The sequence below is a fragment of the Salmonella sp. K21076 genome (genome assembly GCF_039650795.1).
In the GTDB taxonomy this organism is placed as follows: Bacteria; Pseudomonadota; Gammaproteobacteria; order Enterobacterales; family Enterobacteriaceae; genus Salmonella; species Salmonella enterica.
In genome coordinates this window covers 223,334-242,452 of record NZ_JBCLYA010000047.1, presented here as the reverse complement: position 1 = coordinate 242,452, position 19,119 = coordinate 223,334, and the positions used below count along the sequence as shown (strand labels likewise).

At 52.0% G+C, this 19,119-nt stretch carries 17 protein-coding genes and 1 pseudogene; 8 read left to right on the top strand and 10 right to left on the bottom strand.

Annotated elements, in window-relative coordinates; genetic code table 11:
• Positions 1–2: 2 nt before the first annotated feature.
• The 6 genes from yiaO to yiaK form a co-directional block, all read right to left on the bottom strand.
• Positions 3–989: a 2,3-diketo-L-gulonate TRAP transporter substrate-binding protein YiaO gene (gene yiaO, locus AAYN39_RS16020; RefSeq protein ID WP_000766344.1), complete on the bottom strand. Its 987-nt coding sequence runs from the start codon at positions 987–989 to the stop codon at positions 3–5.
• Between the two features lie 11 nt (positions 990–1,000).
• On the bottom strand, positions 1,001–2,278 hold the full coding sequence (gene yiaN / locus AAYN39_RS16015) for a 2,3-diketo-L-gulonate TRAP transporter large permease YiaN (protein WP_000301825.1): 1,278 nt from the start codon (positions 2,276–2,278) through the stop codon (positions 1,001–1,003).
• A 2-nt stretch (positions 2,279–2,280) separates the two neighbouring features.
• A complete protein-coding gene (gene yiaM / locus AAYN39_RS16010) occupies positions 2,281–2,754 on the bottom strand; it encodes a 2,3-diketo-L-gulonate TRAP transporter small permease YiaM (RefSeq protein ID WP_000832313.1) in 474 nt (157 codons plus the stop codon).
• 138 nt (positions 2,755–2,892) lie between these two features.
• Positions 2,893–3,825 (bottom strand): DUF4862 family protein, encoded by a 933-nt coding sequence (locus AAYN39_RS16005; RefSeq protein WP_000794971.1) that lies wholly within the window; start codon positions 3,823–3,825, stop codon positions 2,893–2,895.
• Between the two features lie 23 nt (positions 3,826–3,848).
• Positions 3,849–4,313 (bottom strand): YhcH/YjgK/YiaL family protein, encoded by a 465-nt coding sequence (locus AAYN39_RS16000; RefSeq protein ID WP_000576062.1) that lies wholly within the window; start codon positions 4,311–4,313, stop codon positions 3,849–3,851.
• An 11-nt stretch (positions 4,314–4,324) separates the two neighbouring features.
• The gene (gene yiaK, locus AAYN39_RS15995; RefSeq protein ID WP_000869006.1) at positions 4,325–5,323 is read right to left on the bottom strand and encodes a 3-dehydro-L-gulonate 2-dehydrogenase; all 999 of its coding nucleotides are present in this window, start codon (positions 5,321–5,323) and stop codon (positions 4,325–4,327) included.
• Positions 5,324–5,552: 229 nt separating this feature from the next.
• Here yiaK and yiaJ point away from each other — a divergent pair, with 229 nt between their 5' ends.
• Both yiaJ and AAYN39_RS15985 read left to right on the top strand, forming a co-directional pair.
• Positions 5,553–6,353 (top strand): IclR family transcriptional regulator YiaJ, encoded by an 801-nt coding sequence (gene yiaJ / locus AAYN39_RS15990; RefSeq protein ID WP_000081338.1) that lies wholly within the window; start codon positions 5,553–5,555, stop codon positions 6,351–6,353.
• 116 nt (positions 6,354–6,469) lie between these two features.
• Positions 6,470–6,943, top strand: a complete 474-nt coding sequence (locus AAYN39_RS15985; protein WP_001078818.1) for a 4Fe-4S dicluster domain-containing protein — start codon at positions 6,470–6,472, stop codon at positions 6,941–6,943.
• Between the two features lie 36 nt (positions 6,944–6,979).
• On the opposite strand, the gene avtA is transcribed toward AAYN39_RS15985, so the two are convergent.
• The gene (gene avtA, locus AAYN39_RS15980) at positions 6,980–8,230 is read right to left on the bottom strand and encodes a valine--pyruvate transaminase (protein WP_000144384.1); all 1,251 of its coding nucleotides are present in this window, start codon (positions 8,228–8,230) and stop codon (positions 6,980–6,982) included.
• Positions 8,231–8,403: 173 nt separating this feature from the next.
• On the bottom strand, positions 8,404–10,431 hold the full coding sequence (locus tag AAYN39_RS15975; protein WP_000761327.1) for an alpha-amylase: 2,028 nt from the start codon (positions 10,429–10,431) through the stop codon (positions 8,404–8,406).
• A 315-nt stretch (positions 10,432–10,746) separates the two neighbouring features.
• Here AAYN39_RS15975 and AAYN39_RS15970 point away from each other — a divergent pair, with 315 nt between their 5' ends.
• Entirely contained in the window at positions 10,747–11,571 is an 825-nt protein-coding gene (locus tag AAYN39_RS15970) for a protein bax (protein ID WP_010989268.1), read from the top strand.
• A gap of 60 nt (positions 11,572–11,631) precedes the next feature.
• Here AAYN39_RS15970 and xylR read toward each other — a convergent pair whose 3' ends face one another.
• On the bottom strand, positions 11,632–12,810 hold the full coding sequence (gene xylR, locus AAYN39_RS15965) for a D-xylose utilization transcriptional activator XylR (RefSeq protein WP_000459824.1): 1,179 nt from the start codon (positions 12,808–12,810) through the stop codon (positions 11,632–11,634).
• Positions 12,811–13,172: 362 nt separating this feature from the next.
• Here xylR and xylA point away from each other — a divergent pair, with 362 nt between their 5' ends.
• The 3 genes from xylA to AAYN39_RS15950 all read left to right on the top strand — a co-directional run bounded on the left by xylA (position 13,173) and on the right by AAYN39_RS15950 (position 16,577).
• The gene (gene xylA / locus AAYN39_RS15960; protein ID WP_001149568.1) at positions 13,173–14,495 is read left to right on the top strand and encodes a xylose isomerase; all 1,323 of its coding nucleotides are present in this window, start codon (positions 13,173–13,175) and stop codon (positions 14,493–14,495) included.
• Between the two features lie 99 nt (positions 14,496–14,594).
• A complete protein-coding gene (gene xylB, locus AAYN39_RS15955; RefSeq protein WP_000275326.1) occupies positions 14,595–16,049 on the top strand; it encodes a xylulokinase in 1,455 nt (484 codons plus the stop codon).
• A gap of 174 nt (positions 16,050–16,223) precedes the next feature.
• Entirely contained in the window at positions 16,224–16,577 is a 354-nt protein-coding gene (locus AAYN39_RS15950) for a YiaA/YiaB family protein (RefSeq protein WP_000340932.1), read from the top strand.
• 22 nt (positions 16,578–16,599) lie between these two features.
• On the opposite strand, the pseudogene AAYN39_RS15945 reads toward AAYN39_RS15950, so the two are convergent.
• Positions 16,600–17,534 (bottom strand): annotated as a pseudogene (locus AAYN39_RS15945) (acyltransferase).
• Positions 17,535–17,759: 225 nt separating this feature from the next.
• Between AAYN39_RS15945 and AAYN39_RS15940 the strand changes: the two are divergent.
• A complete protein-coding gene (locus AAYN39_RS15940; protein ID WP_000605592.1) occupies positions 17,760–18,062 on the top strand; it encodes a YsaB family lipoprotein in 303 nt (100 codons plus the stop codon).
• A gap of 138 nt (positions 18,063–18,200) precedes the next feature.
• Positions 18,201–19,112, top strand: coding sequence for a glycine--tRNA ligase subunit alpha (gene glyQ, locus AAYN39_RS15935; RefSeq protein WP_001168555.1), 912 nt, complete (start codon positions 18,201–18,203; stop codon positions 19,110–19,112).
• Positions 19,113–19,119 lie beyond the last annotated feature (7 nt).

Below are 19,119 nucleotides of genomic sequence, written 5' to 3'. Positions count from 1 at the left end.
ACTTATTGCACCTCGTCCACGGCTTTCAGGAGGTCGGCGCCCTGCGGGTTGTCTTTCAGGAACATATCGCGCACCTGGCTGCCCAGCGCATCACTGAAGGCTTTACGGTCGATATCGGTCAGGACTTCAACTCCGGCTTCTTTCATGCCATCGATAATTTTTTGCTGATCTTCGGCGACCAGTTTGCGCTGGTAGTCCCCCGCTTCTTTGGCGGAACTCAGCAGTGCCTCCTGGAACTGCGGGCTTAAAGCGTCGAATTTGGCTTTATTGATCACCAGCAGCAGAGGCGAATAGGCGTGATGAGTGAGGGAGAGGTATTTCTGTACCTCATAGAATTTCGCTGACCACACGACGTTGATAGGGTGTTCCTGGGCATCAATCGTACGGGTTTCGAGGCCGGTATAGACTTCGGAGAATGGCATCGGAATAGGGTTCGCGCCGAAGATTTTAAAGGCCGCGATATTCATTGGACTGTTGTTAGTGCGGATTTTTAAGCCTTTCAAATCGCCCGGCGTTTTTACCGGCGCGCGGGAGTTGGTGACGTCGCGCCAGCCGTTTTCCCAGTAGGCGAGGACTTTTAACCCTTTTGAATCGAGTGATTTTTTCAGTTCATCGCCGACTTTACCGTCGAGCGTTTTATGCGCATGCGAGGTATCGCGAAACAGGAAGGGGACATCAAGTAAGTTGAATACAGGGGCCAGGCCGGTGAAATTGTTCGAACCGGACATTTCCATATCAATAGTTCCGCCGCGCACCCCGCTGATCATTGCCTGAGCGTTACCTAATGTGCTGTCAGGAAAGAGTTTTAGCGTTAATTCGCCGTTGGTTTTTTCTTTTAATAATTCGTTAAATTTTTTCGCGGCAATATGTTGGGAGTCAGTTTGCGGTGTTTCATAACCAAAACGTAAAGATTGCGCCGCCAGAGACGACACGCTGAAAACCGTCAGACCAGCTATCAATAATGAACGAGCAATAACGTGTAATTTCATAATATTATCCTTTAATTAATCCATTTAAGCGGTGTGATAATTAGCTCGGGAATAAAAATAAATAAAACCAGCAGCGACATCAGTACGACAACGTAAGGGAATACGCCTCTTACCGCGTCATCAAATTTCAATTTTGCTACCCCGGAAATAACGTTGAGGACGTTGCCAACGGGCGGTGTGATTAATCCAATAGAGCAGTTAATAATGAACATGACGCCGAAATAAATCGGGTCAATATTGGCTTCTTTAACTAATGGCAATAATACAGGGGTAAGAATTAACACCGTTGGCGTCAAATCCATCACCATACCGACGACCATAATTGAGATCATAATGACGATAAATAAGAGTCGCGGAGAGTCGACCAGCGGCTGCAGCAAATCTGACACTATCATGGGTAATTCCGCGATCGTAATCAGCCAGGCGGATACCTGGGCCGCGGCCACCAGAAACATGACGACTGACGTCGTTTTGGCGGCATTGACCAGCACGTGGTAGAGACTGGAAAACGTTAATTCCCGATAGATAACCACGGCGACAAAGAGGGCGTAAAACGCGGCGACCGCCCCTGCCTCCGTTGGCGTGAAAAGTCCGGAACGGAAGCCGCCGATGATAATCACCGGTAAAAACAGCGCCCAGATACCTGAAACCAATGAATACCAGATTTCACGCGGTGTTGCTTTAGGCTGAGAAGGGAGATTTAATCGCCCGGCCTGCCACCACCAGGTGAGCATAAGCGCCGCGCCCATCATGATGCCCGGTGCGATCCCGGCCATAAACAGCTTGCTGATCGACAAGCCGCTGGAAACGCCGAAGATAATAAAAGGAATCGAGGGGGGAATAATTGGCGCAATGATCCCGCCGGAAGCGATTAACCCAACGGAGCGGTTGATCGGGTAGTTTGCGGAGCGCATCATCGGCACCAGCAGCGCGGCGACCGCAGCGGTATCTGCTACCGCAGAGCCGGAAAGGCTGGCCATAATCATTGCCGCAATAACGCCCACGTAGCCCAGGCCGCCGGGCTTATGGCCGACCAGCTTCATCGGCAGGTCGACAATTCGCTTTGACAGGCCGCCCGCGTTCATGATTTCACCGGCCAAAACAAAAAAGGGAATGGCCAGTAGGGAGAAACTGTCCGCGCCGTTAACCAGGGTTTGCGCCATAATCTGCACGTCAAACATATCCAGGTATGCCATCAGAGCAGCGCCGCAAAGCAGCAGCGACCAGGCGATGGGTAAACCTATCGCGATCCCGCCGAGCAGGCAGCAGAGAAATATCACCACGGCCATGATTAGGCTCCTTGCTGTGGTTGTTGAAAGGAATCGTTACGCGTTATTAAGTGATAAAGCCGACGCAGCTCGATTAACGCGATGGCAACGCTTGTGGGCAGACAGGCGATATACATCAGGCCGATCGGTAAACCGAGGATTGGCGAGTGATCGCTCCAGTCCTGCAACGCTTTTTGCAGGCTGCCCCAGCCTAATGCGATGCATAACAATAAAATCAGCGAATGTGTCAGCAGCGAGAGTCGACGCTGATTCGCTGGCGAAAGTTTTTCCACCACAAAAGTGACCTGAACGTGAGCGTTATCCATAAATGCAACGATGGCGCCAATAAACGTCAGCCATACAAATAGATAACGTGATAGTTCATCTACCGACAAAATACTGCTCTCAAAACCGTAACGTAAAATAACGTTAATAAATACAATGCAGGAAAGTACGGCAATTAATACCGCAAGTATGCCCTCAAGTACCCGCTTCATAACGACTCCATCAGGTTATAGAAACTTATTTCTTTCGATGCTGAATAGTGGAACTTAATTTCTTATGTTTGGTTTATATTAGGTCGGCGCAACGTTGAGTTGCAGGCCGAGAATTAAGGTGATGATGTTTAATTCAGGTTAGCGGCGTGTGGCCTTTTTCATCATGTTAATACCATCGCGTAATATATTTATGCGGTGATTAATATCGGCACTGGCATTGATTTCCAACAATTTAATACCGGTAAACTGCAACAGTTCGGGAGCGGCGGCGGTAATCAGTTCTTTAACATGTTTCTCCGTCATCAGACTTTGTGGACAGAAAGGTGCAAACGGAGCATGGAGGTCCTGCCATTCGCCGTATTCTCCATCCAGCGTTGTACCGGAGAACATCAGCGCCCCGAGTTTTCCAGCCTGTTTGGCCTGCTGCGTGTGGATCAGCGGTAGAGAGGTATCCCGCCCTTCAATAGCCGAGCGCGCCCAGTTAATGCAGACGCTTATGTCATAGTCGGCAATAGTTTCCAGTACGTTTACCAACGGTAAGAATCCTTTGCGCGGTGCGGGGCCGGTCATCGCGTCGCAGTGTTCAAGCACCAGGTCGCAGGACCAGTCCCAGTTGGCAATCTCTTTTAATGAGCGCGCAAAGGCGTCGGTTGCCTGCGCCACGTTCGGATTGCCCGCCAGAGGAGCGGCATGAAGCTCAAGGGCTATGACTTTGCCGGTATTGTTCCCATTGATTTTATTGATCTTCTGATGCAGATGACGATAGTACTCCACGCAGGCTTTACGCTGTTCCTCGTCACTGGACGCTAATCCAAAACCGCCGTTTTCGCTACGGCGACGCATGGTTTCCATTATCGCGGTGACCACGATTTGCCAGTTTCCCGGTGTATGGCGCAATAACCACTCGTCGCCGAGCGGGTGAAGATGTTCAAGACAAGGCTGCTCCAGCCCCCGGATATCCGGAGTATCAGAGAGTTGCCGCCAGAATTCCGTCTCTTCCTCTTCACTCTTCTGGTGAAATGAGGGTGCACAAGGGTACGCACCGATAATATAACCGGTATTATTTTTCATTTTGTGCTCCAGTAAACTCTATTTTATAAAACGTCTATGGCGACTTTTACGACTATTTTCCGTATCGGCGTAGCAATGCTTTTATTACAACCGGGACGATGAACATCCTGCGGGAAAAACAGGGCATAACTTCCCGGTATCATTTCAATGAATGATTCATGTTCACTGTCGTGATAAAAAATAATATCGCGCTGTTCTAATAATGACTCGCTGATTTGATTATTACCGGTATCAATGGCAACCCCAATTTTCTCTTCACCCCATGCCAGAAACTGAATATCCAGATAGCGGCGATGGACTTCCGGACGATTTTCAGCAGCATCGCGGGTGGTCATATCGATAATCTGCGCGAAGGTATTTTTGCCGTCGATTTCCACTACGCCGGGTTCCAGCGTGCGAAAGTCGGTGGTACGTAAAAAGTGAAGCGCTTTCTCGATCGCGGCTGGCAAATGACATGGATTTGGCTGCGCGATATGTCCAAAAATCATGATGTGGCTCCTTACAGCGCCTGGATTTTAGCCCAGACGCTGTCGTCAATGGTGATACCGTTACAGCGGCTGTCATCCAGCAATTTGGTAAATTCGTGGCCGGGCAGCCGAATCGCGACGTTGTCGTCAGCACGTTCAGCAGTGGTGATGAAATCCATAATCCGCTGCAGTTTGGCATCGCGGGTTGCGCCATCGATCAGCTTATCCACTTCTATGGCGATGAAAATCTGCGAAACGCCATACTCATCGCTGTTTTCCTGGGTCACTTCGGCAACGGAAGAGCCGTTGGAAAGCAGGGTGGCAATCATGTCCAGCACAATCGACAGACCAGATCCTTTCCAGTAACCCATCGGTAAAATGCGGTGATTTTTCTCGATCACGCCCGGTTCTTTGGTCAACTGACCGTTATCGTCGAAACCGCCGTCCACCGGCAGTTCGCGGCCCGCCAGACGGTTAACTTCTAACATCCCGTAGGAGAACATCGACATCGACATATCTACCATCGTGATCGGCGTAGACGGGATGGCGACGATCAGCGGATTGGTACCGATACGGCACTCTTTCGCGCCCCACGGCGGCATGACGGCGATGGAGTTGGTCCAGCAAATGCCGATATAGCCTTTTTCCGCCGCCTGCCAGCCGTAGCTGCCGCCGCGCATCCAGTGGTTAGCATTACGTAACGCCACCAGGCCAATACCATGATCGGAAGCCAGCTCGATGGCCCGGTCCATCATCTTTTTCGCCGTCAGGTTGCCGATAGCGCGCTGAGCATCCCACTGTTCGATGGCGCCGAGGCTGGTAACCCGCTGCGGTTTAGCATCAGGAATAATGTCGCCGTTATCCAGTTGCTGGATGAAGCGGGGAAAGCGGTTCACGCCGTGGGAATAGACACCGGACTCGGTGGTGCGAGCGAACATTTCCGCGCAGGCGTCGGCGGTATCTTCCGCAATATTCCGCGACCGCAAGACGCGGTAGAAGGCCCCTTTTAACTCTTCGAAAGTTACTTTCATCCCTGTTCTCCTGGTCGATTGTTAGAAATTTTAGTATGTTTTTTTGTCGATAAATTTCATAATGCGAAATGTAGTTCCAAATATATAGATCAAAAATTGACATGGCAACGCCAGAGAAGCTTTTTAAAAACGATTAAAATCATCGGGTTATGTTTTTTATGCTGATATCGTGAACTGCAACACACTTTGAGCTACCATCTGATCGCCCAAGAAAGGAGAGAGTTTTCTGATGAGCCAGAACAACGATAAAGAGAAGCCTGCGGGGAGTCAGAGCCTGTTTCGTGGCCTGATGTTGATAGAAATTTTGAGTAACTACCCGAACGGTTGCCCACTGGCGCACCTGTCGGAGCTGGCGGGGTTGAACAAGAGTACCGTCCATCGTTTGTTGCAGGGGCTTCAATCCTGCGGATACGTGACGCCAGCGCCGGCGGCCGGAAGCTACCGTCTGACGACAAAGTTTATTGCCGTCGGCCAAAAAGCCCTGTCATCGCTGAATATCATCCACGTTGCGGCACCGCACCTTGAGGCGCTCAACCTGGCCACCGGCGAGACGGTGAATTTTTCCAGCCGTGAAGATGATCACGCTATCCTGATTTATAAGCTGGAACCGACCACCGGTATGCTGCGCACGCGTGCCTACATTGGCCAGCATATGCCGCTGTACTGCTCGGCGATGGGGAAAATTTATATGGCGTTTGGTCAGCCGGATTATGTGGCGTCTTACTGGGAAAGCCATAAAGATCAGATCCAGCCGCTGACTCGTAATACCATTACCGATTTACCAGCAATGTACGATGAGCTGGCGCAAATTCGTGAAACCAGCATGGCGATGGATCGCGAAGAAAATGAACTGGGCGTTTCCTGTATTGCTGTGCCTGTGTTTGATATTCACCATCGAGTGCCTTACGCCATTTCTATTTCACTGTCGACGTCACGGCTAAAACAGATCGGCGAGAAAAATCTGCTCAAACCGTTGCGTGAAACCGCACAGGCTATCTCTAATGAGCTGGGATTTACCGTTCGCGAATAAGACAGCTCGCCAGGTTTTATCAGGCATCTGACAAAATTTGTCCGTTTGCGTAGTGGGATCAAAGCGGCGGGGAATGGCTCTCTGGCATTCTGGCGTTTTAACGCAGGGGGAGAACAATGAACCGGTTTATTATGGCGGATGCGTCGGCGTGTATCGGGTGTCGTACCTGCGAGGTCGCCTGCGTGGTGTCGCACCAGGAACAGCAGAATAGCGCGGCGGTGACGACGGCGGACTTTGTGCCGCGTATCCGGGTGATAAAAGAGGATAGCTTCACCACGGCCACGGTCTGCCATCAGTGTGAGGACGCGCCGTGCGCGAATGTCTGCCCGGTACAGGCGATTCGCCGTGATCGGGGGCATATCTTCGTGACGCCATCGCGCTGCATTGGTTGTAAAAGCTGTATGCTGGCTTGCCCGTTTGGCGCGATGACTGTGGTGGCGTCCGCGTCAGGCGCGCAGGCGATTAAATGCGATCTTTGCTGGCATCGGGAAGCGGGGCCGGCGTGCGTGGAAGCCTGCCCGACCAGTGCGTTACAGTGCGTTGACGCAACACACGTGCAGCGCCAGCGCCTCTATTCTCAACCTTTCTGAACATCGTTCCGGCCTGCATAATGGCCGGAATAACCGTCAGCCTTCACGCCAGGCGCGTTCTATCTCTTCTGCCAGAATTTTTACGCCCGCCTCGATTTTATCCGGTTCAGGCACGTAGTTCATCCGCATACACTGGTGTGTGTGCGGCCAGGGTTTATCCAGTCCGGGAAAGAAATAGTGGCCCGGCACCATCAGCACGCCGCGCGCTTTCAAGCGTTGATAGAGTAGCTCGGTGGTAATCGGCAGATCTTTAAACCACAGCCACAAAAATATTGCGCCTTCTGGTTTATGAATCAGGCAGCGTTCTTCGGATAAATAGCGACGAATGATCGCGATCGTCTGTTGAACGCGCTGATAGTAGAAAGGTTTGATAACCGTTTCCGACAGCCGCAGCAGATCGTTACGCTTAATCATTTCGCACATCATCGCCGGGCCCATGCCCCCGGGCGCAAGGCTGATGATGCCGTTCATGTTGGCAATGGCGGTAATCGTCTTATCATTGGCGATGATAATCCCGCAGCGGGAACCGGGCAGCCCCAGCTTTGAGAGGCTCATGCATAGGATAATATTGGGGTTCCACAGCGGGCGCGCCTCGCTAAAGATAATGCCCGGAAACGGTACACCGTAAGCGTTATCAATCACCAGTGGGATGTTGTGCTGATTCGCCAGTCTGTCCAGCTTCATCAGCTCTTCGTCGGTGATAACGTTACCGGTTGGGTTGGTCGGGCGCGAGACGCAAATCATCCCCGTTTCTTCGCCGATGTGCAGATGCTCAAAATCGACGTGATACTTAAACTGGCCTTCCGGCAGCAGCTCAATATTCGGGCGCGCCGAAACGAAGAGGTCGTCTTCCAGACCGGAATCCGCATAGCCGATGTATTCCGGCGCAAGCGGGAATAGTACCTTTTTCGTACTGCCGTCGGCGCGACGTCCGGCGAAGAGATTAAATAAGTAGAAAAACGCGCTCTGACTGCCATTTGTTAGCGCAATATTCTGTGGTTCGATATCCCATCCCAGCGTTTCACGTAGCAGTACGGCCAGTGCATTCAGTAGCGCCGTTTTTCCCTGGGGACCGTCATAATTACAAAGCGCATCAGCGGCTTTGCCGCTTTCTACCATCTCTGTCAGTAGCGTCTGGAAATAATCCTGCATTGCAGGGATGTGTGCCGGGTTACCGCCGCCAAGCATGATGGCGCCTGGCGTGCGTAAGCCGTCGTTGAGATCCTCCATCAGGCGGGTAATGCCTGAATGGCGGGTAAATTTATCGCCGAAAAGTGAAAATGTCATAACGGGTGATCTATCGAACTGTCTGTCAAAGTGGATAACCATAACGCTACAAATGGCGGGGCGCAAATGGGGGACAGGCGGTGGTATTGATGTTTTATGCTACAAATTTTTATCAGTTTAGTTTTTTATTTTGAAGAGGTTACCGGTACGCGAGGGGACCGGTAGCGCCACGATTAGCGGCGGCCCGCCCAGACGACCATCACCGTATCGTCGCCGTACTGGCGTACAAAACCGTACCCGTGTTTTAGCGTCAGCGTGGTTTGTTGGCCTGCGCCGATGGCGGGATGTCTGGCGCGGAACTGGCTAATACGCTGCCAGTGCGCGACGGCTGCGGCTGACTTTCCGCTCACGTCCTGCCAGTTCATATCAGAACGGGTGCCTTGCAGCGGGTCGGAGCCGGTGGGGCCGAAGGGACGAGCGGATTCATCGCCGTAAAAGATCTGCACCGCGCCTGGCGAAAGCAGCAGCAGTTCCGCCGCCTTATCACCGCCCTCACGGAAAAGGCGCGTATCATGCGAGGAGAGGTAACTTAATACGTTGAAATCCTGCATTTTATCCGCCATCTGCTGCCAGACTGGCCCCATTTCCGCCAGGCAATCGACCGCTTTCGCCGCCTGCTCCTGATAATCAAAATTGATCATCGCGTCGAAACCATAGCGATAATAATCACTTTTCATGACGCCGTGGCCCCACGCTTCGCCAGTCATCCAGAACGGGCTATCATCCAGCGCTTTGTCCGGATTGGCCTGCTTCCATTCATGTAACGCCGCGCTGGCCTGGGTTTTTAGCTGTTGCCAGGCAGGAAGCTCAACGTTTTTGGCAGTATCGATCCGGAACCCGTCAATGCCGTAATCATGCACCCACTGGCTTAACCAGTGAGTCAGATAATCCCGTGGCGTATAGCCCTCAATGAACTTTGCTTTAGTATCGGGTTTGTTGGCATAGAACACGGGTAGGCCGGAAGGCGTGGTAGATTCCGTTTTTATATCCGGCAGGAAGGCCAGCGACAGGGTTAAATCGTCAAATCCCGGACTGTCGTAGTCGCCAATATCGGTACGAATCCACTTTTTCCCCCACCATTTTTCCCAGGCGGCGCTGTCGCTGAAGTTGATGTAGTCGTTAAAGCTGTGCCAGCTTTGTCCGGCGGCCGGTCGCCAGTTTGTCCAGCGATCGCCGAGAATTTTTTGCCGTTCCGCGCCGGATAAATAGAGCGCGCCGAACTGATACTCCTGCATATCCGCCAGCGTGGCGTAACCGGCATGATTCATTACTACGTCAAATAAAATACGGATGCCGCGCTGGTGCGCGCCGTCGACCAGCGCGCGGAGATCGGCTTCGCTGCCCATATTGGCATCCAGCGTCGTCCAGTCCTGAGTGTAATAGCCGTGATAGGCGTAATGAGGAAAATCGCCTTTTGTTCCGCCGCCGACCCAGCCGTGGATCTGTTCAAACGGCGAGCTTATCCACAAGGCGTTCACGCCTAATTGCTGTAGATAGTCCAGTTGACTCGTCAACCCGCGCAAATCGCCGCCGTGGAAAGTGCCAATCTCTTGCATACCATCCTTATGGCGACCATAACTGTGGTCGTTGGTTGGATCGCCATTGCGAAAGCGATCCGTAAGCACAAAATAAACGGTGGCGTTGCGCCAGTTAAAAGGCGCTGACGCATGGGTTTCCGCGCGTTCCAGCAATAAAAGCCCGTGGCTGTCGGCAGGTAGCAGCGTGATTTTTCCGTTTTGGACGGTATCGATTTGACCACTGTAATAATCGCGCACTACCGTCCCTTCCGGAAAGGTTTGGCGAACATCCAGCGTGAGCGGCGAACCATCCCAGACGGGACACTGGTAGGCGAGCTGCGTGGTGCGTTCAGGTTCAGTTTTTATCGATAACAACAGGGTCGGCGTACCGGATCGGGTATCTACCGTTATCGTATAGTCGCCATCTTTAAACAGACGCCATTGCGGCGGCGCGCCTTCGCAGGGTTTTAACGACAACATTTGGTTGAGTTTTATAGCGCCGGAGGGCTGCCAGCACTGCTGGTCAATATGGAGCGTTAACGCGCGTGTACCTTTTGTTAATGCAGCATGGCTGGTAAAGCGTCCGGTTTCCTGCGTCGAGAGCGTCGGAAAACCGGGCGAGGTCCATGATGAGGCGATCGCGATACCGGGTATCAGCGTCAGAGCGAAGGCGGCAAGTTTCATCACGCTATCCTTTGTGGGCAATATTCATCAGCTTGCCTGGTTTTTAGGCGAATGAACTCCTCCCCAGCAGAGAGTCGCGCAGGAGGAGGCGCGAGGGTGAGCGACGAGGCGCAAAAAAACGCCTCTATTTGCGATAAACGCCGCATTTTATTGGCATTATTGCTGTCTGTTATCGTTAATAGTTGACATAGTTTCGGATTAAGACTATTCCCTGAGGTGCTTTTTAAGCCTATTTTTGCTAGAATTTGGGGTTCAAACCTCAACTTCGTGAAAAATAAAAGGTGTTGGAATGTATCAATCCGACCAGGAGACCTAATGATATTGACTCCCATGCGACGATATGGGGCAATGATTCTTATGTTACTCACCATCGCATTTTCGGGTGAGGTGCTGGCAAAGACGCGCGCAACACAAACGAGTCAAAAGTCCCACATAACTGAGACAAGTTATAAACAGGTTAGCAGTAAACAAGAGTATTCTCGCAATAGTGCAAAGAGCAGTTCACTTCCTGATTTGCGAAAATACCCTTCCGGAACCCCCAGAAAAAAAGCGTTTCTCCGGACCGTTATGCCTTACATCACCAGCCAAAATGCCGCGATTACCGCGGACCGTAATTGGCTGATCTCAAAACAGTACCAGAACCGCTGGTCGCCGTCTGAGCGCGCGCGTATGAAAGATATCGCGAAGCGCTATAAAGTGAGCTGGTCCGGCAACACGCGTCGTATTCCGTGGAATACGTTGCTGGAGCGCGTCGACATTATCCCAACCAGCATGGTGGCGACGATGGCGGCGGCGGAAAGCGGCTGGGGAACCTCTAAACTGGCGCGTAGCAACAATAACCTGTTCGGCATGAAGTGCACGAAAGGGCGTTGTACCAATACGCCGGGTAAGGTGAAAGGTTACTCGCAATTCGCGTCGGTTGAGGAGTCGGTGAGCGCGTATGTCGCCAACCTGAACACGCATCCGGCTTATTCTTCTTTCCGCAAGTCGCGCGCCCAACTGCGTAAGGCGGATCAGGAAGTCACCGCCACGGCGATGATTCATAAGCTAAAGGGTTACTCTACCCAGGGGGCGCGCTATAACAACTACTTGTTCGCGATGTACCAGGACAACCAGCGTCTGATCGCCGCGCATATGTAATTCTGTGTGCCGGATGGCGCTACGCTATCCGGCTTACAAGGCATCTGTAGGCTGGATAAACTACAACAACGCTTCACTATGCTGGTCGCGATACTCCTTAGGCGTAGTGACGTACTCCTTTTTAAACACCGAATAGAAATATTGCAGCGACGGGTAGCCGCACATTTGCGAAATTTCGTTTATCGCCAACGTGGTGGAAATCAACAAACTACGCGCTTTTTCCAGCTTTTCGGCGTGGATCAGCGCATGTATCGTCTCGCCAACTTCTTCCTTAAAACGTTTTTCCAGGTTTGAACGTGAAATCCCAACCGCGTCCAGCACCTGCTCGACTTTAATGCCCTTACAGGCATGGTTACGAATAAAGTGCATCGCCTGGATAACCGCCGGATCGGTCAGGGAGCGATAGTCTGTCGAGCGGCGCGCAATGACGCGCACCGGCGGCACCAGAATGCGCTGTAACGGCATCTCTTCGCGCGCCAGCAAACGGTGCAGCAGCTTCGCCGCCTGATAGCCCATTTGCCGCGCCCCCTGCGCGACGGAGGAAAGCGCGACGCGCGACAGATAACGGGTTAACTCTTCGTTATCAATACCGATAACGCAAAGTTTTTCCGGCACCGGAATATGCAGGTGTTCGCAGGCCTGCAATACGTGACGGGCGCGGGCATCCGTTACGGCAATGATGCCGGTTTGCGGCGGCAGCGTCTGAAGCCAGTCGGCGAGGCGATTTTGCGCGTGCTGCCAGTTTTCCGGCGCGGTTTCCAGCCCCTGATAGACTACGCCGCGGTATTTTTCCTCGGCGACCAGCTGGCGAAAGGCGTATTCCCGTTCCGCCGCCCAATGTTTGCGGCTGGAGTCGGGCAAACCGTAAAACGCGAAGCGGTTAACGCCTTTTTCTTTTAAATGCAGGAAAGCGCTTTCAACGAGCGCATGATTATCGGTGGCGATGTAATGAACGGCGGGATAATTTTCAGCAAGATGGTAAGAACCGCCGACCCCGACAATGGGTACGTCGACATCGGCCAATAATTGCGCGATATCGTCATCATCGTAATCGGCAATAACGCCGTCGCCTAACCACTCTTTAATGTTATCGATACGGGCACGGAAATCTTCCTCAATAAATATATCCCATTCGGATTGCGAGGCTTGTAAATATTCACCCACCCCCTCCACTACCTGACGGTCATAGGCTTTATTCGCGTTAAATAACAGAGTGATACGGTGACGTTTATCAAACATGAGGATATATCCTGCAAAAGTGAACCTGGACTCATGGATACTATCAAAACGGCTGACATAACGGTCTGGCGAATGATGACAAATTATTTTGCGCCTGAAACGTTATGCGAAATTCATCACAGCAAACGGCGGATGACAATTGTCATTTCTTATCTATATATTACGGTTTTTTGTTTATTTGCCAGGATTCGATCGCGATCGCTTTTTTCTTCTGTGGTTTTCAGCGTTTTTTTGAGAGCCAGAGCACATTTGGGGATTCTCTTAATAGCGGTGTGAAATAACGTAATTGAGCAATAAATCAGGAAATTCCAGTATGACGTTATGTCGTTTACTTGCCGTCTTATCTGATTATGGAGCTCACTATGCAGGCTTATTTTGACCAACTCGATCGTGTTCGCTATGAAGGCCCTCAATCGACTAACCCGCTGGCATTTCGTCATTACAATCCCGACGAGCTGGTTTTAGGTAAACGTATGGAAGATCACCTGCGTTTCGCGGCCTGTTACTGGCATACCTTCTGCTGGAACGGCGCGGATATGTTTGGCGTAGGCGCGTTTAATCGTCCGTGGCAGCAACCGGGCGAAGCGCTGGAGCTGGCGAAACGCAAAGCGGACGTGGCGTTTGAATTTTTCCACAAACTGAATGTGCCTTTTTACTGCTTCCATGACGTGGATGTGTCGCCGAAAGGCGCGTCGTTGAAAGAATATAAAAACAACTTCGCGCAGATGGTGGATGTGCTGGCGGCGAAACAGGAGCAGAGCGGCGTAAAACTGCTGTGGGGAACGGCGAACTGCTTTACCAACCCGCGCTATGGCGCAGGCGCCGCCACTAACCCGGACCCGGAAGTCTTTAGCTGTGCAGCGACGCAAGTGGTTACGGCAATGAACGCCACGCATAAACTGGGCGGCGAAAATTACGTACTGTGGGGCGGACGCGAAGGTTATGAAACGTTGCTGAATACCGATCTACGCCAGGAACGCGAACAGATTGGCCGCTTTATGCAAATGGTGGTTGAGCACAAACATAAAATGGGTTTCCAGGGCACGCTGCTGATTGAACCGAAACCGCAGGAACCGACAAAACATCAGTATGATTATGACGTTGCAACGGTCTATGGCTTCCTCAAACAGTTCGGCCTGGAAAAAGAGATCAAAGTGAACATTGAGGCGAACCACGCCACGCTGGCGGGCCATTCGTTCCACCATGAAATCGCAACCGCTATCGCGCTGGGTATTTTTGGCTCCGTTGATGCCAACCGCGGCGATGCGCAACTGGGCTGGGATACCGATCAGTTCCCGATTAGCGTTGAAGAGAACGCGCTGGTGATGTACGAAATCCTGAAAGCGGGCGGATTCACGACGGGCGGTCTCAACTTCGACGCCAAAGTTCGTCGCCAGAGCACCGATAAATACGATCTGTTCTACGGTCATATCGGCGCGATGGATACGATGGCGTTGTCACTGAAAATCGCCGCGCGTATGGTCGAAGACGGCGAGTTGGATAAACGCGTGGCGAAGCGCTATGCCGGCTGGAATGGCGAGCTGGGGCAGCAGATTCTGAAAGGACAACTCTCCTTAGGCGAACTGGCGCAGTATGCGGAGCAGCACCATCTGGCGCCGGTACATCAAAGCGGTCATCAGGAGCTGTTAGAAAATCTGGTTAACCGTTATCTGTTTGATAAATAACTCTATCTACCGGGCGACTCCGCGTTAGCCCGGCCTGTAGTCGTGATTAGCCCGGTAAGCGTAGCGCTGCCGGGCGCTTTCAGTAAAGGAACCCACACTATGTATATCGGGATCGATCTTGGTACATCGGGTGTAAAAGCTATCCTGTTGAATGAGCAGGGCGATGTGCTGGCTACGCATACTGAAAAACTGACCGTATCGCGTCCGCATCCCTTATGGTCGGAACAGGAACCAGAGCAGTGGTGGCAGGCGACGGATCGTGCGGTTAAAGGTTTAGGTCGGCAACAGTCGTTAAGTGGCGTCCGGGCGTTGGGCATCGCCGGACAAATGCATGGCGCGACATTACTTGATAGCCGTCAGCAGGTTCTGCGACCAGCGATTTTATGGAATGACGGACGCTGTAGCGAAGAGTGCGCCTGGCTGGAAAAACAGGTGCCGCAGTCGCGAGCGATAACCGGTAATCTGATGATGCCCGGTTTTACCGCGCCCAAATTAGTTTGGGTGCAGCGCCACGAACCGGATATTTTCTACCAGATAGACAAGGTTCTGCTGCCGAAAGATTTTCTGCGGCTGCGAATGACAGGCGTCTTTGCCAGCGATATGTCGGATGCGGCGGGAACGATGTGGCTGGACGTGAAAAAGCGCGACTGGAGCGACGTTATGCTCAACGCCTGTCATTTAACCCGACAGCAGATGCCAGCGTTATTTGAAGGTAGTGACATTACCGGAACGTTGCTGCCAGAGGTCGCCAGCGCATGGGGAATGCCAGCAGTACCTGTGGTGGCAGGCGGCGGCGACAATGCGGCTGGCGCGGTCGGCGTAGGAATGATCGATGCCGGACAGGCGATGCTCTCACTCGGAACATCGGGCGTCTATTTTGCCGTCAGCGACGGCTTTCTGAGTAAACCGGAGAGCGCAGTACACAGTTTTTGCCATGCGCTGCCGGAACGCTGGCATTTAATGTCTGTGATGTTGAGCGCCGCCTCTTGTCTGGACTGGGCGGCTAAACTCACCGGGCAGGAGAACGTCCCGGCGCTGATTGCCGCCGCACAGCAGGCGGATGAGCATGCCGATTCGATCTGGTTTTTGCCGTACCTGTCCGGCGAGCGCACGCCGCATAATAATCCGCAGGCAAAAGGCGTTTTCTTTGGTTTAACCCATCAGCATGGCCCGGCGGAACTGGCGCGGGCGGTACTGGAAGGCGTGGGATATGCTTTGGCGGACGGTATGGATGTGGTTCACGCCTGCGGCGTCAAACCCGCCAGCGTGACGCTTATCGGCGGCGGAGCGCGCAGCGAATACTGGCGTCAGATGCTATCTGATATTAGCGGGCTACAGCTTGATTATCGTACTGGCGGCGATGTAGGGCCAGCGCTGGGCGCGGCGCGTCTGGCGCAAATTGCGGTGAATAAACAGACTCCGCTCGCCGATGTATTGCCGCAGTTGCCGCTGGAGCAGGCGCATTATCCTGATGCGCAGCGTCATGCGGTTTATCAACAACGTCGTGAAACCTTCCGTCGACTCTATCAGCAGCTGTTGCCGTTGATGTCATAAGTCAGAATGCCTTTCAGTTTTGGCTGAAAGGCATTTCCCGTAAATATTGATTCTATTGAATTATATCGAAGTAAGTATGTGTGTTTTCTGATTTTTATATTATTGCTGAGCAGGCGCCTTTTTCATCGCTATTTCTTCGCTTAATGTGTCTCACTCAACCACAAGGAGAGTGAGATGGACGATCACGTTGCACGCAGGAAACGGATATTCGGCCTGGGAATGTTAGTTGTCGGTGCAGTGGTATACTTGGTGGGATTGTGGCCAGGCTGTCATACATTAAGCGAAAAGGGATATTTTTTTGCGGCAATCGTCATGTGCGGTTTTCCAGTCTTAATTCGCCAGGAACACACGGGGAATGACCGCTTGCTTTCTCGTTGTAAATCTTTGCTGTTGCTTGGCATCGGCATGGTCGCGGTCGGCGTATTTAACCTGGCGCTGGCGGGCGCGCTGAAAATACTGTGTCTGGTGGCGCTGGGGGTCAGTATATATGGAACCGATCTTTACGCTTCCTACAGTGATGATGAATGATGGCCGGAGCCATCATTGTCGTTTAGCTAACCCATTTCCGTTTATCAATACGCTGTAACAGCATGGAAAGTAGCAGGCTTCCTGTCACCGTCGCGGCAAAAACCCACACGATGTCTAACGGCGGCCAACGTTTTAATTCCAGACCATTAGTACGTAGCGCATGGATAATCAGCGCGTGGAAACCATAAATACCCAGCGAGTGGCGGGAGATAAGCCCCAGTCTAGGTAACGTCCGCGCATTCAGCTTATTTTTAACTACCGTGAACAGTGAGACGGCGCAAATAAACACCATGGGACCGCAATACAGATACCAGGTATCGGCAAAATTTCCGCGCCAGCGTAATTCATGCAATGTGCCGCGAGAAATAACAAATACCGCGATGATGAACAGGGCAGCGCAGATAAGCGTCAGCGATGGCTTTTGCGTCTCCATCATTCCAATGGCGCGGCCCAGGATACCGTAGAGAATGTAGTAGAACGTGTCGCCGCTGATATACAGATTGATGGGCAACCATTCAACGCCGCCGATTTTTTGCGGCACAGTATTTGGGTTAGCAATAATACCAATGATCACCATCAGCATCAGGAGCATTTTGCCGCTCACGTTTTTTACCTGGATTAATGGCGATACCAGGTAGATCACCGTAATCGCAAAGAAAAACCACAGGTGGTAAAACACGGGTTTTTGCAGCGCATTTTTTAGCGAAAGCTCGACGTTGATCGAAGTAAAAAGTGAAATGTAAGCCAGGGCGACAACGCTGTAAAAGATAAGGCACAGGGCAATACGTAAAAAATGCCGCGGTTGCGCGCAGCGCTCGCCAAAAAAAGATAGCCTGAAATCATAAAAAACAGGGGAACGCTAACGCGCGAAGCCGAATTCAGGACATTCGCAATATCCCAGTTTAGCGGGCTGACGCTGTGGGCGTTGGTGATGTACCACGTTGTAGTATGGATCATCACTACCATTAAACAGGCGATCCCTCGCAGGTTATCAATCCAGTTAATTTTAGGCTGCATCAGTTCCTCAGCTTCCGTTTCAATAGAGTTCCAGCGCGGTGGCTCACTGGAAAAATCCGACTTTCTACGCTACATCTTGTGATGGCGTAAGGAGATTCGCACAATGTTTCTGTTACCCACAAACCTTAATAATAAGACTGACCAGCAAACCAGACGGTAATAAAAATGATAATGAAGTATTTCTGTACTGTGATGATAGCCATCGCTCTGGTGGGATGCACAGCGACACCGCCACCGACGCAAAAAGCCCAGCAGAGTAAAGTGAGCCCAACACGCACGCTGGATATGGAAGCATTGTGTAAAGCTCAGGCGGCGCAGCGTTACAACACTGGCGCACAGAAAATTGCTGTTACCGGCTTCGAACAGTTTCAGGGGAGCTATGAGATGCGTGGTAATACCTTCCGTAAAGAGAGTTTTGTCTGCTCTTTTGATGCAGATGGGCAGTTTTTACATCTTTCTATGCGGTAAAAGCCGCGCCTGGTGAGGTGTGATGCCGCGAAATCCGGTAATTTTCGCTAAACAAACCGGTTTCATACTGTATATCTCGCATCCAGCGGGTATACTGGCTCCTTCCTTTAAATCCACACGTATCCAGCACGAAATAATATGCAAAAGTTTGATACCAGGACCTTCCAGGGCTTGATCCTGACCTTACAGGATTACTGGGCTCGCCAGGGCTGTACCATTGTTCAACCATTGGACATGGAAGTCGGCGCGGGAACTTCTCATCCAATGACCTGCCTGCGCGCGCTGGGGCCAGAGCCGATGGCGACTGCCTATGTGCAGCCTTCTCGTCGTCCGACCGATGGCCGCTACGGCGAAAACCCGAACCGCTTACAGCACTACTATCAGTTCCAGGTAGTGATTAAGCCGTCTCCGGAGAATATTCAGGAGCTGTACCTCGGTTCTCTGAAAGAGCTGGGTATGGACCCGACCATTCACGACATCCGTTTCGTGGAAGATAACTGGGAGAACCCGACGCTGGGTGCCTGGGGACTCGGCTGGGAAGTGTGGCTGAATGGCATGGAAGTGACGCAGTTCACCTACTTCCAGCAGGTCGGCGGCCTGGAGTGCAAGCTGGTGACCGGTGAAATCACCTACGGTCTGGAACGTCTGGCGATGTATATCCAGGGCGTGGACAGCGTTTACGACCTGGTCTGGAGCGATGGCCCGCTGGGTAAAACTACCTACGGCGACGTGTTCCATCAAAACGAAGTTGAGCAATCCACCTATAACTTTGAATACGCCGATGTGGATTTCTTATTCACCTGCTTCGAGCAGTATGAGAAAGAAGCCCAGCAGCTACTAGCACTGGAAAACCCGCTGCCGCTGCCGGCCTACGAGCGTATTCTGAAAGCCGCCCACAGCTTCAACCTGCTGGATGCGCGTAAAGCCATCTCCGTCACCGAGCGTCAGCGTTACATTTTGCGCATTCGCACCCTGACAAAAGCAGTGGCAGAAGCATACTACGCTTCCCGTGAAGCCCTCGGCTTCCCGATGTGCAACAAAGATAAGTAAGAGGCGG

Excerpts from the sequence above, each read along its gene's own strand:
- yiaO (WP_000766344.1), bottom strand. The coding sequence starts at position 989 with ATGAAATTACACGTTATTGCTCGTTCATTATTGATAGCTGGTCTGACG.
- yiaN (WP_000301825.1), bottom strand. The coding sequence starts at position 2,278 with ATGGCCGTGGTGATATTTCTCTGCTGCCTGCTCGGCGGGATCGCGATA.
- yiaM (WP_000832313.1), bottom strand. The coding sequence starts at position 2,754 with ATGAAGCGGGTACTTGAGGGCATACTTGCGGTATTAATTGCCGTACTT.
- AAYN39_RS16005 (WP_000794971.1), bottom strand. The coding sequence starts at position 3,825 with ATGAAAAATAATACCGGTTATATTATCGGTGCGTACCCTTGTGCACCC.
- AAYN39_RS16000 (WP_000576062.1), bottom strand. The coding sequence starts at position 4,313 with ATGATTTTTGGACATATCGCGCAGCCAAATCCATGTCATTTGCCAGCC.
- yiaK (WP_000869006.1), bottom strand. The coding sequence starts at position 5,323 with ATGAAAGTAACTTTCGAAGAGTTAAAAGGGGCCTTCTACCGCGTCTTG.
- yiaJ (WP_000081338.1), top strand. The coding sequence starts at position 5,553 with ATGAGCCAGAACAACGATAAAGAGAAGCCTGCGGGGAGTCAGAGCCTG.
- AAYN39_RS15985 (WP_001078818.1), top strand. The coding sequence starts at position 6,470 with ATGAACCGGTTTATTATGGCGGATGCGTCGGCGTGTATCGGGTGTCGT.
- avtA (WP_000144384.1), bottom strand. The coding sequence starts at position 8,230 with ATGACATTTTCACTTTTCGGCGATAAATTTACCCGCCATTCAGGCATT.
- AAYN39_RS15975 (WP_000761327.1), bottom strand. The coding sequence starts at position 10,431 with ATGAAACTTGCCGCCTTCGCTCTGACGCTGATACCCGGTATCGCGATC.
- AAYN39_RS15970 (WP_010989268.1), top strand. The coding sequence starts at position 10,747 with ATGATATTGACTCCCATGCGACGATATGGGGCAATGATTCTTATGTTA.
- xylR (WP_000459824.1), bottom strand. The coding sequence starts at position 12,810 with ATGTTTGATAAACGTCACCGTATCACTCTGTTATTTAACGCGAATAAA.
- xylA (WP_001149568.1), top strand. The coding sequence starts at position 13,173 with ATGCAGGCTTATTTTGACCAACTCGATCGTGTTCGCTATGAAGGCCCT.
- xylB (WP_000275326.1), top strand. The coding sequence starts at position 14,595 with ATGTATATCGGGATCGATCTTGGTACATCGGGTGTAAAAGCTATCCTG.
- AAYN39_RS15950 (WP_000340932.1), top strand. The coding sequence starts at position 16,224 with ATGGACGATCACGTTGCACGCAGGAAACGGATATTCGGCCTGGGAATG.
- AAYN39_RS15940 (WP_000605592.1), top strand. The coding sequence starts at position 17,760 with ATGATAATGAAGTATTTCTGTACTGTGATGATAGCCATCGCTCTGGTG.
- glyQ (WP_001168555.1), top strand. The coding sequence starts at position 18,201 with ATGCAAAAGTTTGATACCAGGACCTTCCAGGGCTTGATCCTGACCTTA.